Source organism: Bradyrhizobium sp. dw_78 (assembly GCF_018449525.1).
Lineage (GTDB): Bacteria > Pseudomonadota > Alphaproteobacteria > Rhizobiales > Xanthobacteraceae > Bradyrhizobium.
Genome location: NZ_JAAVUS010000007.1, coordinates 184,185 through 196,524, shown reverse-complemented (window position 1 = coordinate 196,524; position 12,340 = coordinate 184,185). Strand labels below are relative to the sequence as shown.

The following is a 12,340-nucleotide window of genomic DNA, read 5'->3' as shown; positions in this document are numbered from 1 at the left end:
GTACAACCGGGCTCCGGTCTTGCTTTGATGCGCTTTCGTGACGCGAGCCGGTATCCACTTCGCCCGAAAACGCTATAGATACGCCATGCCTGATCCTGCAGCCTTGTCCGATCTCGATGCTGGCCCGTCCGGCCTTGCCGTCAGCCTGCGCGGCGTCACCAAGGTCTATGACAGCGGCGTGGAGGCGTTGGGACCGCTGGATCTCGACGTGCGCAGCGGCGAATTCGTGTCCCTGCTCGGGCCGTCGGGCTGCGGAAAATCGACCGCCCTTCGCCTGATCGCAGGGCTGAACGCCCCGACCTCGGGCACCGTCCGCGTTTCAAATCGCGCCGACCGGGCGCAGACGGGGCAGAGCATCGGCTTCGTGTTTCAGGAGCCGACGCTGATGCCGTGGGCCAGCGTCCGGGAAAATGTGCGGCTGCCGTTGAAGCTGGCGCGTGTGCCGGTCGCGGAGGCGAATGCGCGCATCAATGCGGCGCTGGCGCAGGTTGGACTCGCGGAATTCGCGGATAGTTTTCCGCGCGAATTGTCAGGCGGCATGAAAATGCGCGTCTCGCTGGCGCGCGCTTTGGTTACCGATCCCGACATTCTCTTGATGGATGAACCGTTCGCCGCCCTCGACGAGTTCACCCGCTTTCGCTTGAACAACGATCTGCTTTCGCTGTGGGGCAACCTGCGCAAGACCGTCATTTTCGTCACGCATTCCGTGTTCGAGTCGGTGTACCTGTCGCAGCGTGTGATCGTGATGACTGCGCGGCCCGGGCGCATCAGCGCGGAATTTCGCATCGACGCTCCCGAATCGCGTGGTGAGGAGTTCCGGACGTCGGCAGCCTATGCCGGCTATTGCCGTGAGGTTTCGAAGGCGCTGGCGCCGTCCTATGACGAGAATGCGGACAGATGAAGCCGCCGCCAGCAACGCCGATACCCGCAGCGAAGGCCAGACCCAAGTCTAAGTCCAAGAGACGCGCCCTGGACGTCGTCCGCATCCTGCTTCCCGTGGCCGTGCTCGCAGCCGGCATCGCCGTGTGGGGCCTCGTGGTGCGCCTCAACGACATTCCACCCTATGTGCTGCCCGGACCGTTGATGGTCTTTCATACGCTCGTCAATGATTGGCCGGTGCTTTGGCAGTCGCTGCTGACCACACTACTGACCACGCTGGAGGGATTTGCCGCCGCCGCCGTCGGGGGCATCGCATTGGCGCTGTTGTTCAATCAATCGAGATGGCTGGAATATTCGCTGTTTCCCTATGCGGTGATCCTCCAGGTCACGCCGGTTATCGCCATCGCGCCATTGCTGCTGATCTATCTGCCGCAACAGACCGCGGTCATTGTCTGCGCCTGGATCGTGGGGTTCTTTCCGGTGCTGTCCAACACCACGCTGGGGCTGAACTCCGTGGATCGCAATCTGGCCGGTTTGTTTCAGCTCTACGGCGCATCGCGGTTGCAGACGCTGCGATATCTGAAATTGCCGGCGGCGCTGCCGTTCATCCTTGGAGGCCTAAGGATCGCGGGCGGCCTGTCGCTGATCGGCGCGGTGGTGGCGGAGATCGCGGCCGGCTCGGCCGGCGCGGGGGCCGGGTTGGCCTATCGGATTGCGGAATCCGGCTATCGCCTCAACATTCCCCGAATGTTCGCCGCACTGCTGTTGCTCTCCGTCGCCGGAATTGTCATTTATGGGCTGCTGGCGCTGGTTTCGCATCTGATATTGCGGCGCTGGCATGAGAGCGCGCTTGGAAAGGAAAGCTGATGGCGAGCGGGACTATCTCTTCCGAGAAGATCGATCTCCTGGCCTACGGGCCAAGCAAGCCGATCGTCGATAACGGTTTTTCCGATCAGTTCGTTCTGCATTCCTCAGAAACTGCAGGCGATCTCGATCGGTTGAGCCCGGCGGTGGCCGCGAAGATCCGCGGCATGGCCATCACTTATAGTTCGGCGCGGGGCGATGCCGCGACGCTGGCGCGCTTTCCGAAGCTCGAGATCGTTTCCACCTTTGGCGTCGGCTACGACCATATCGACGCCAATTATGCGCGCGAGCATGACATCATCGTCACCAACACACCGGATGTCCTGACTGAGGAAGTCGCCGACCTCGCGATGGGGCTGCTGATCGCGACCTTGCGCGAGTTCATCAAGGCCGACCGCTATGTGCGGTCCGGTCTGTGGAGCGCGCAGAGTTTTCCGTTGAGCGTAGGCTCGCTGCGCGACCGCAAGGTGGGAATGGTCGGCATGGGCCGGATAGGGCAGGCGATCGCACGCCGGCTCGACGCTTCGCAGGTTCCCGTAGTCTACCACACGCGCAATCCCGCGCCCGACCTCTCCTACCGGCATTATCCCGATCTGATCGAGATGGCCAAGGCGGTCGATACGCTGGTCGTCATCGTGCCGGGCGGTCCCAGCACGGCGAAAATGATCAACGCCGAAGTGATGAAGACGCTCGGACCGCGCGGCGTGATCATCAATGTCGCGCGCGGCACCGTCATCGACGAACAGGCGCTGATCGCGGCGCTGAAGTCGGGGACGATCCTGGCTGCGGGCCTCGACGTGTTCGAGAAAGAGCCGAACGTGCCCGACGAATTGAAGGCCATGCAGAACGTCGTGCTGCTGCCGCATATCGGTTCGGCTTCGGTGGTGACCCGCAATGCGATGGATCAACTGGTGGTCGACAATCTGAAAGCCTGGTTTGCCGGGAAGCCGCCGCTGACCCCCGTCGCGGAAACCCCGGTAAAGAGCCGCTGATGTCCGGCCGCCGCGCCCGCATGGCGGTCGCCGCGCTTTGGGCGGCGATTGCCTGCGTGTCGCCGGCGCGGTCGCAGGACGCTACCGATCTGCGGAAGGAAATGATCGGCCAATGGGAGCTTGCGACCACCGACCGCAGCAAGACCTGTGTCGTGACCTTGAAGAATGATTCCACGCCGCAGGGTTTCAAGCTGGAACTGGAGCCGGGCTGTGCGGCGGCACTGCCGTTCACCAAGGATATCACCGCCTGGAGCATCAAAGGCCTCGGTGACATCGTCCGGCTTCAGGACGCCGCCGGGCAGTCGGTGGTCGACCTCACCGAAGTCGAGACCGGGATTTTCGAGGGCATGCGGACCGGCGAGGGCATCTACATCCTGCAAGACCTCGCCGCCGCCCGCTCGCTGGCGAAATCGATGGACCAGATGATCGGCGACTGGGCGATGGTTCGCGGCAATGGCCAATCGATCTGTGGCCTGACCCTGACCAACACCGAAGCCAGTCAGGACAATTTCCAGGTGTTCCTGAAACCCAAATGCGATTCCGTTGTCGCGGCGTTCGCACCGACGCAGTGGCGGCTCGATCACGGCCAGATTTTGCTGATCGCTGACAGCGGTGAGATCTGGACCTTCGAGGCCGATGACAACGCGCAATGGCGGCGGGTTCCCGACAGCGCCGATCCGCTGATCCTGCTTCGGCAGTAACGATCCGCCAGGTCGGATTGATGTTGCAAGTGCCGGCCTATCCCGCCGAAAGCCTTGCGCGTATCTCGTACTGCTTGGGCGTGCATCCCATCACGCGCTTGAATGCCGTGCTGAACGCCGTCTCGGATTGATAGCCGATGTTTCGTGCGAGTTCGGCCGTGGTAATGCGGCCGGCCGAAAGTGTCCCGGCCGCCAGCCGCATCCGCCAGCGCAGCACATAGTCGATCGGTGACCAGCCGACCTGCGACTTGAAGCGAAGCGCGAAGGCGGTCCGCGACATGCCGGCCTCGCTGGCGAGCATCTCCAATGTCCATGGCCGCGACGGCTCGGCATGCACGGCCCGCAATGCGCGCCCGACGCGTGGATCGCGAAGACCCTTGAGCCAGCCTGGACTGCTGTTACCCTCGCTTGCCATGTGCAGCCGCAGCGCATTGACGAACAGGATATGTCCCAAATGTTCGGACAATAGCGCGCCGCCGGGACGGGGATCGGTCAGTTCCTTCGCAAGCTGGTCGAGTGTCCAGCGCAGTACGGCCGCTTCATCGGAAGATCCCGGAATGTGCATGACGCGCGGAAGCGTTGCGGTCAAAAGAAGCGCATGGCTCTCGTCGAAGCTGAGCCTGCCGCCCACCAGGAAGGTCTTGTCGCTGGGGCCGTGGCGGGCAATGCGGGTCGCCGGGTCGATGGAGAGACGGCTGGCATCCTCCCCCGGGAGGCTGGTGTCGCTGCCCAGCCAGAATGGCTGGCCCGTCAGCAGATAGCAGTCGCCGGTGTCGAGCCGGATCGGCTCCGCGACGCCCTTGACCTTGAGCCAGCATCCGCCGCGCGCGATGGCGCCGAATTTCACCCCTTGATATCCCCTGGGAAGGTCGAGCGCCCAGACTCCGCCCGAAACGATGCCATAGGTCTCGACCGTGCGGGGTCTCAGCAAGGCGAGGATATCGGACAGGGGATCCGTCAACTTTGAACGATCTCATAGGAAATCAGGATTTTTCTACATGGATCATCCCAATAAGGCAACTTACCTGCGTTCAATACGACGAAAAGGAGCCTGCCCGTGACGACAGAACAGAAACCGATTCATTCCGGACTCAATGCCAAGACCACCGCTACCGAGGCGCTGGGTAACGGCGATCTTGCCGGCAAAATCGCCATCGTGACCGGTGGCTATTCCGGGATCGGGACGGAAACGACACGGGCGCTGGCGGCGGCCGGCGCCACGGTGATCGTGCCCGCGCGTAGCGCGGAGAAAGCGAAAAGGAATTTGCAGGGGATCGCGGGCGTCGAACTGGCCGCCCTCGACCTGCTCGACCCGGCCTCGATCGATCGCTTCGTCGCAGGTTTCCTGGCGAGTGGCCGGCCGATCCACATGCTGATCAACAGTGCCGGCGTCATGGCGGCGCCGCTGACCCGGGACGGAAGGGGCTATGAGAGCCAGTTCGCGGCCAACCATCTCGGCCATTTCCGGCTTACCGTGAAGCTTTGGCCTGCTCTGGCCAAAGCGGGCGGCGCCCGCGTGGTGGCGGTGTCCTCGCGCGGACATCGCTTCTCCGGTGTCGATTTCGACGACCCGAATTACGAGCGGCGCGCCTATGACAAATGGCAGGCCTATGGCCAGTCCAAGACCGCCAACGCCTTGTTCGCACTGGCCCTCGACCGGCGCGGGAAGGAGGCCGGTGTGCGCGCCTTTTCGCTGCATCCCGGCGCCATCCTGACCGATCTGATCCGCCATCTCGATGACGACGATTTCAAGCGCTTCGGCATCACCCGCCAACCCGACGGCAGCTTCGACCTGGGCCCGCAGAACGAGCGCGAATTCAAGACGGTGCCGCAGGGAGCGGCGACGTCGGTGTGGTGCGCGACCAGCCTGCGCCTCGACGGCCTCGGCGGCGTCTATTGCGAGGACTGCGATATCGCGGAAGCCGTGCCGGCCGACTATACCGGAATGGCCGGCGTATCTCCGTGGGCCTGCGATCCGGCGCTTGCGGAACGGCTCTGGGCGCTAAGCGAGAAACTCGCGGACTGCAGCCTTCCGGAGTAATCGCATAGCTCTGGAGAGCCCGGTTCTGATTCAAGATTCAATCAGAACCGATAAGACTCTGGTATACCGTTGCTGCCGATGATGTGACCGTGCGCGGCGATGCCGCGCGCGGATCACAATCGCCGCATGTGTTTCCTGCTGCCGATCGTCGGCGATGCCGATCAAGCCAAGCCGTCAAAGTCCAAAGCCAAAGAGTTTCGCCGGGTTCTCGACCAGAATTTTCCGCCGTTCAGTTTCGTCGGGCGCATAACGATACAGGAGTTCGAGCAGATCGGCGTCGTTGGGAGGCTGGACCATCGAGACCGGATGTGGCCAGTCACTGGCCCAGACGCATCGGTCCGGGGCGGCCTCGATATAGGCCCGGGCAATTGGAATCACGTCGTTCCATGGTGGTCCGGCCTTTGAGGTCTTCTCTCCCAGCGACAGCATGACCCAGAAATTGCCTTTGGAAAGCAGTTCCAGCATCTTACGAAGGTTGGGATCGTCGTTTCCCCGCGTGGGGTCCGGGCGCGCCATATGATCGATCAGAACCGGGACATCTAGCGATTCATATTTGGCGACGCTGCTGACGATGCCGTCCTTTTCGGGTTGAATCTTCGCGTACCAGCCAAGCTCCCGGATCCTGGCAATGGCGCGCGCAAAGGCAGCGTCGGACAGGACCGCGCCAAGTTCTTGGCGGAAGCTGAAGCGCGCTCCACGGACTCCGGCGTCATGCAGTTTACCGAGATAGGCGTCGTCCGCCTCGGCAAATACCAATGCATTGGCGCATCCGCGATAATTGGGTCCCATCGCGGCCAGGCCATCCAGCACCACCGAATGGTCCGCGCCATAGGTCGTCGTTTGAACGATCACGCCACGCTCGATTCCGAGCGTCCTGTGGACACGAAGCGCGGCCTCCCAGGTCGCCGTCGGCATCTGGTAGGCCGCGCCCGGCCGCACCGGATATTTGCTGAGCGGTCCAAGCACGTGGAATTGACTGTCGCAGCTTTTCGGCGGCGGCAGCATCGACGGCCGGCGCGGGTTGGGATCGAACGCAAGGTAGTCCGGCATGTCTGGTTCCTCTCAATCGATGACGGCGGTGAAATCGCACTGCACGAGCGCGCCGCCTTCCATGTCCATTTGCAGCGCGTGACGGGCCGGCCGCGAGTGCTCGTCTGGAAACATCTTCAGCCACTCGGTATTGACGGGCCCGCGCTGCGAGCGATCCTTGAGCCACACGGTCATCTTGATGATGTCGTCGGTGGTGCCGCCGCCGGCTTTGACGATCGCCTTGATATGCGCGAACATGTTGGCGCATTGTTCTTCGATCGACGGAGGCATCTCGGCCGTCCTGGGATCGCGTCCGAGGATTACGCCCGACATCAGAAGATGGCCAATGCGACTGGCGTTCGGGATCGGGTTGGCATGCTTGAATTCTCCAATCTGGATGCTTTTGCGTCTTGCCATGTGTGTTTCCTCTAGACGAACTGGCAGGAGATTGATCCGAACGCCCCGTAGTCGGCGTGGAACGTGTCGCCCTTGCGGATATCGACCGGCCGGGTGAACGATCCGGCCAGAACGACTTCGCCGGCGGCGAGATGCTCGCCGTGGGGAAAGAGCCTGTTCGCGAGCCAAGCCACGCCGTTGGCGGGATGATTGAGAACACCCGCCGCGACGCCGGTTTCCTCGATCTGGCCGTTGCGAAACAACAGAGCGCCGACCCAGCGCAGATCCGCGTCTTGCGGCCGGAACGGCCGTCCGCCAAGTACCAGGGCGGCGTTCGCGGCGTTGTCGGAAATCGTATCCATGACCTTGCGGGAAACCCCGGTTTCCGGATCGATCCGGTGCATCCGGGTTTCGAGGATTTCGAGGGCCGGCGTGACGTAGCCCGTGGCATCGAGAACGTCGAAGATGGTGCAGCCGGGACCCTTCAAGGGAGCTTTCAGGACGAACGCAAGCTCGACCTCGATTCGCGGCGCTTGAAAGCGACTGAAGGGAATTTCGCCGGCGTCGGCGTAAAACATGTCCTCGAACAGCACGCCATAGTCGGGCTCGGCGATGCCGACGGCGCTTTGCATGGCCTTAGAGGTCAGTCCTATTTTGTGCCCCTTGATGACCCGGCCGCGTCCGACCTGGAGTTTGGTCCATGCGCGCTGGATCGCGTAAGCGTCCTCGATCGTGAGGTCGGGATGTTCGAGCGTGAACATGCGGACGAGGGATTTGGTGCGTTCCGCCTCGTCGAGACGCTGCGCAAGGCTGTCGATTATCGGTTGGTCGAGCATGGCTGGCTTACTTCTCGGCGGTGACGGTGTTGCGAAGGATGCCGATCCCTGCGGATTCGACTTCGACGACGTCGCCCGGCTTCAGCCATCGCGGCGGATCGAAACGTGCGCCGGCGCCCGTCGGCGTCCCGGTCGCGATCATGTCGCCAGGCTTGAGGGTAGCGAAGGTCGACAGATAGGCGATTAGGAAATCGAACGGGAACATCAGGCGTTCAGTTGTATCCTTCTGTCGCAATTCGCCGTTGACGCGGGTGACGATGTCATGCGGACCGCGCGGATCGAGCTCGTCGACGGTGACGATCCAGGGACCGATACTGCCAGATCTGTCGAAGTTCTTGCCCTGGGTGACGTTGAACTTGCCGTGATGCAGCCAATCGCGAACGCTGCCCTCGTTGCACAGCGTTATGCCGAAGATGTGCTGCCAGGCTTGTTCGCGCGGGATGTGCCGTCCTTCCTTGCCGATAACGATGACGAGTTCGCCCTCATAGTCGAGTTGTTCGGACACCTTCGGCTTTTCGATAGGCTGACCGGATCCGACGACAGACGACGGATTCCGGACGAAAAGACTTGGATATTTCGGCAAGTCCGAATTGTCTTTGTACTCGGCATTGCGATCCCTGTAGTTCACGCCGATGCACCAGAGCTTCTCCGGCGCGGGGATGGGCGGGAGCAACGCCAGATCTTCGAGGGCATGGTCGGGCCTTTGGCCGGCCGCCGCCTCGCGCGCCGCCGCCATGCCGTCGTTTGCGATTAGCGTCCGTAAATCCCGAAATTCAGCCCCGATGCGTCTCGTGAGATCAATGACGCCGCCGCCTGCGACGACGCCATATCGCGTCTGACCGTTCTCGAGATAGCTGAGGAATCGCATGGTCGAAATCTCCGGATTGCCGTCGCACTAGACGGTCTGTTGTTGAGTCGAGGGTTTTGCCTTGACCGCCAGTTCGCGGCCGCGTGTTTCGGGAAGCGAAAGCGTCATGGCGATGAACAGCAGGATCGCGGGCGCAACGACCAACATGCCGAGAGCGAGTTCGCCTCCGAAGAAGGCCGATGCCATCGGCACGATCACCGGCGCGAGGCTGCCGATGCCGCGTCCGGCCATGTAGATGAAGGAAACCGCAGTCGATCGGACATCGATGGGATAGATTTCCGACAGCCAGGTGCCGACAACGCCCAATGATGAATTGCCGATCACGAAAGTAAGGTAGATCCAGAAGATCGGGAATTCGAACAGATTGCCTGCGTAGTTTTCGTGAGCGTAGAGATAGAGGCCGCAGGCCATCGCGAACCAGGAGAGGCCCGGCACCAGCGCGCCGAACCGCCGGCCATAGGCGTCGTTGAGGGCGCCCATCGCGATATAGGAAATGCCGCCCACGATCGAGGCGATGACCGAGATGTTACGCACGATCTCGGGAGGGGTGTTGAGCGATTTTTGCATCAGTGTCGGCATGAACACCACGATGCCGTAATAGCTGAACATGTAGGCCATCATCCACGCCAGGCACATCAGCGAAATCGGAAGCAGGCGGCCCTGGAACATCTTGACGAGTGTGTTGGTCTGCTTTGGTGCGGCGGTCTGAAGCGCATTGCTCTTGCGGGTGCGATCGAACTGCAGCCAGGCTTTTGACTCCGGCATGAACAGGCGGATGAAAATCATCAGCAGAATCGGCGAGCCTCCGGTCAGAAGCGCGATCCTCCAGCCCCATTCAAGGCTGAATGACGTCGTGGCCCAGACGCCGATGACCGACGCGCTGGCGCTTGCCAGGACGGCGCTGCCCTGAATGAAAGCGCTGCCGAGGCCGCGCCGTTCCTTGTTCCAGGCTTCATTGAAGAGCACCATGCCGGCACCCCATTCGCCGCCGAGGCCGATGCCGGTTGCAAAGCGCAGGATGGCAAGCGACCAGTAGTTCCAGGCAAATGCGGAAGAGATGGAGCCGGCCGCGAACAGCAGCAGCGTCAATTGAAGCGATTGCTTGCGGCCGACGCGATCGCCGAGCCAGCCGAACAGGGCGCCTCCGATCACGGAGCCGATCAGCGTCAGGCTGGTAATGCTGGCGACCTGAGCCAGGGAGATCTGGAGCGACTTCTGAATCGAGCCCATCAGGAACGGCATAATCAGGACGTCATAAAGATCGAGCGCGAATCCGAGCATGCAAGAAGCGATGATCGAGATTCGCTCGACCCGCGAATAGCTGGATGTCTCGATGGATGTCCCCGTCATAATTCCTCCGCAAAAACTGCCGCGTCGATTTTCACCGGTCTGAGGATGCCGATTTGGAAGTCTGAAACACCGACTTCATGGTGATGATTTCGCCGAGGCGCGCGTAACGTGGGCCGGCGATCCGCGCGATCGGATCGAGAGCTTCCGTCTCGATCTTGCCGTTCTTGAGAAGATCGTCGCGGATATGAAAAACGAGAACTTCTCCGACCAGCAGGCGGCTGCGCGTCTCCCCGAATTCGATGCACTGCCGAAATCGACACTCCATCGCGATCGGCGCCGCCGCGATGCGCGGTGGCCTGACCTTTTCGCTTGCAAGCGTCGCCAGGCCCAGGTGTTCGACTTCACTGACGTCGGACGGAAACTCGGCCGAACTCTCATGCACGGCCGTTGTCAGGGGGGAGTCCGCGATATGAATCACGAACTCTTCCGTCGATAAAATATTATGAGCGGTGTCTTTGTAGATGCCGGCCTTGCGGCCCACACTGATCGCCAGCATCGGTGGCTTCGGCGATACGAAGGTGAAGGCGCTGAACGGAGCGAGATTGACGACACCTGTGCCGGAAAGGGTCGAAACCCACGCAATCGGCCGCGGCACCACAATCCCGGTGATTAATCGGTACGCTTCTTCTGCCCCCAGCTTGGTGGGATCGACCTGCATGACGTTTCCTCGTGGTGTTTCTTGTCTCCGACACCGCAAGTCCGACAATTCGCCGTTCAGGCCGGAACGTCGAATAAATTGTGGTGTTTTTGTCCACAATGTGAACACTGTGGGGAGGACGTAAAATGCCATGCCACGTAAATCCAGCAAAAAGCAGAAAGCCGCGAGCGAGCCGCGAAAGGGCGCGCAAAGCCTGCGCAGGGCGCTCGCCGTGTTACGGGTCCTCGCAGCAGGTCGGGAAACCGGGCTTCCCCTCTCGGAAGTCGTCGCGGCAACGGGATTGACCAGACCCACGGCGCATCGCCTCGTTCACGTCCTGATGGAGGAGGGCATTGTCGAGAGGAGCGCCAGGGGCAAGCGCTTTGCGATCGGTCAGCAGGTTCCGGAGCTTGCGCTCGCGCGGCAATCGCGTTCTGCGCTGATTGTCGCGTCCGAGCCTTATCTGTCGCGTCTGTCGCGGGACGTCGGTGATACGTTGTTCCTCACGGTTAGGACTGGACTGGATAGCCTGTGCGTCGCGCGGCTGATCGGGACCTATCCAATTCAGGTGTTGTCCATTGAAGTGGGTGCCAGACGGCCATTGGGGGTCAGCAGCGCAGGCATTGCGATACTTGCCGCGCTGTCGTCGACGGAAGCGCGCCAGATCATCAGCAAGAATCAAGTTCGATTTGGCGCTTATCGTACGACGCCGGCTATCGCGCTGGATCAGATCGCGGCCGCGCGGCGGCGAGGCTACGGCATTCATCACATCGGGCTGGTGCCGGGCACGAAAGCCATTTCCGCAACGATCAGGGACGTCGATGGGGGGCCGATCGCTGCGATAACGATCGCAGCGATTCGAAGCCGGCTGGGACCGCGCCGGGAAAGCGAGTTGGGCGAGATTCTGAAAACTACGGTCCGCTCGATCGAAGAGGTCCTGAACCAGGACCATTGACGCCAGCTTTGATGAAGCATCCGCTGTCTGTCGCGAAATTGACCGGCTATTATATCAGCCGCATCCCCTTCAGGCTCGCATGCCCGTTCCTGCCGACGATAATGTGGTCATGCACGGAAATGCCGAGCGGCTTGGCGATATCGACGATCGCCCGGGTCATCTGGATGTCCGCTTGCGATGGCGTCGGATCGCCGGAAGGGTGGTTGTGGACCAGGATCAGCGCGGTCGCTGATAATTCCAGCGCCCGCTTGATCACCTCGCGCGGATAGACCGGCGTGTGGTCGACGGTGCCGACCTGCTGCACTTCGTCCGATATCAGCTGGTTGCGCTTGTCGAGAAACAGGATGCGAAACTGTTCCTTGTCGGCAAACGCCATGCTGGTGCGGCAATAATCGACCACGTCGTTCCAGGACGACAGCGCGGTGCGTTGCTGCAACTCGCCCTTGGCGATGCGGATCGCGGCGGCGGCGATCAGCTTGATCTGGTTAATGGAAGCGTCGCCGATGCCGTCCACTTCCCGCAGCCGCGCTTCCGGCGCGTGAATGACTTCGGCGAACGAGCCGAACTTCTTGAGCAGGGATTTGGCGAGTGGCTTGGTGTCGCGTCGCGGCAGCGCCGGAAACAGCGCCATCTCCAGCAATTCATAGTCGCTCAGCGCGTCCGGCCCGGCGCTGCGAAATCGCTCGCGCAGCCGTTCGCGATGGCCGTGATAATGCGGCGCCTCTGCGGATTCGTCCTGCGGCTGGCTGGTCTTCGCGGGCATCGGCGCCCACCATGCCGTGCCGGACGGGT

Annotated in this window: 14 protein-coding genes; 6 read left to right on the top strand and 8 right to left on the bottom strand. The window is 61.9% G+C overall.

Going from position 1 to position 12,340, the window contains the following annotated elements:
• Positions 1–85: 85 nt before the first annotated feature.
• The 4 genes from HB630_RS19110 to HB630_RS19095 are packed head-to-tail and all read left to right on the top strand — an operon-like array spanning position 86 to position 3,436.
• Entirely contained in the window at positions 86–901 is an 816-nt protein-coding gene (locus HB630_RS19110) for an ABC transporter ATP-binding protein (RefSeq protein ID WP_213773829.1), read from the top strand.
• Entirely contained in the window at positions 898–1,746 is an 849-nt protein-coding gene (locus HB630_RS19105; protein WP_213773828.1) for an ABC transporter permease, read from the top strand. Before HB630_RS19110 ends, HB630_RS19105 begins: the two co-directional genes overlap by 4 nt.
• Positions 1,746–2,735 (top strand): 2-hydroxyacid dehydrogenase, encoded by a 990-nt coding sequence (locus HB630_RS19100; RefSeq protein WP_213773827.1) that lies wholly within the window; start codon positions 1,746–1,748, stop codon positions 2,733–2,735. Before HB630_RS19105 ends, HB630_RS19100 begins: the two co-directional genes overlap by 1 nt.
• A 20-nt stretch (positions 2,736–2,755) precedes the next feature.
• Positions 2,756–3,436, top strand: coding sequence for an AprI/Inh family metalloprotease inhibitor (locus HB630_RS19095; RefSeq protein WP_249780937.1), 681 nt, complete (start codon positions 2,756–2,758; stop codon positions 3,434–3,436).
• Between the two features lie 37 nt (positions 3,437–3,473).
• Here HB630_RS19095 and HB630_RS19090 read toward each other — a convergent pair whose 3' ends face one another.
• Entirely contained in the window at positions 3,474–4,397 is a 924-nt protein-coding gene (locus HB630_RS19090) for an AraC family transcriptional regulator (protein WP_213773825.1), read from the bottom strand.
• A gap of 96 nt (positions 4,398–4,493) precedes the next feature.
• Between HB630_RS19090 and HB630_RS19085 the strand changes: the two genes are divergently transcribed.
• Positions 4,494–5,477 carry an oxidoreductase gene (locus HB630_RS19085; protein WP_213773824.1) on the top strand — a complete coding sequence of 328 codons (984 nt, stop codon included), beginning with the start codon at positions 4,494–4,496 and terminating at the stop codon, positions 5,475–5,477.
• A 174-nt stretch (positions 5,478–5,651) separates the two neighbouring features.
• Here the strand turns inward: HB630_RS19085 and HB630_RS19080 are convergent, their stop codons facing one another.
• The 6 genes from HB630_RS19080 to HB630_RS19055 are packed head-to-tail and all read right to left on the bottom strand — an operon-like array spanning position 5,652 to position 10,614.
• Positions 5,652–6,527, bottom strand: a complete 876-nt coding sequence (locus HB630_RS19080; protein ID WP_213773823.1) for an amidohydrolase family protein — start codon at positions 6,525–6,527, stop codon at positions 5,652–5,654.
• Between the two features lie 12 nt (positions 6,528–6,539).
• Complete coding sequence (locus tag HB630_RS19075) at positions 6,540–6,923, bottom strand: RidA family protein (protein WP_213773822.1); 384 nt, start codon at positions 6,921–6,923, stop codon at positions 6,540–6,542.
• An 11-nt stretch (positions 6,924–6,934) separates the two neighbouring features.
• Positions 6,935–7,738: a 2-oxo-hept-4-ene-1,7-dioate hydratase gene (gene hpaH / locus HB630_RS19070; protein WP_213773821.1), complete on the bottom strand. Its 804-nt coding sequence runs from the start codon at positions 7,736–7,738 to the stop codon at positions 6,935–6,937.
• 7 nt (positions 7,739–7,745) lie between these two features.
• Positions 7,746–8,606, bottom strand: coding sequence for a fumarylacetoacetate hydrolase family protein (locus tag HB630_RS19065; protein ID WP_213773820.1), 861 nt, complete (start codon positions 8,604–8,606; stop codon positions 7,746–7,748).
• Between the two features lie 27 nt (positions 8,607–8,633).
• Positions 8,634–9,956, bottom strand: coding sequence for an MFS transporter (locus HB630_RS19060; protein WP_213773819.1), 1,323 nt, complete (start codon positions 9,954–9,956; stop codon positions 8,634–8,636).
• Between the two features lie 31 nt (positions 9,957–9,987).
• On the bottom strand, positions 9,988–10,614 hold the full coding sequence (locus tag HB630_RS19055; RefSeq protein WP_213773818.1) for a flavin reductase family protein: 627 nt from the start codon (positions 10,612–10,614) through the stop codon (positions 9,988–9,990).
• A 130-nt stretch (positions 10,615–10,744) separates the two neighbouring features.
• On the opposite strand from HB630_RS19055, the gene HB630_RS19050 reads away from it, so the two are divergent.
• Positions 10,745–11,548 (top strand): IclR family transcriptional regulator, encoded by an 804-nt coding sequence (locus tag HB630_RS19050; protein ID WP_213773817.1) that lies wholly within the window; start codon positions 10,745–10,747, stop codon positions 11,546–11,548.
• Between the two features lie 49 nt (positions 11,549–11,597).
• On the opposite strand, the gene radC is transcribed toward HB630_RS19050, so the two are convergent.
• Complete coding sequence (radC, locus tag HB630_RS19045) at positions 11,598–12,311, bottom strand: DNA repair protein RadC (protein ID WP_213773816.1); 714 nt, start codon at positions 12,309–12,311, stop codon at positions 11,598–11,600.
• Positions 12,312–12,340: the final 29 nt, after the last annotated feature.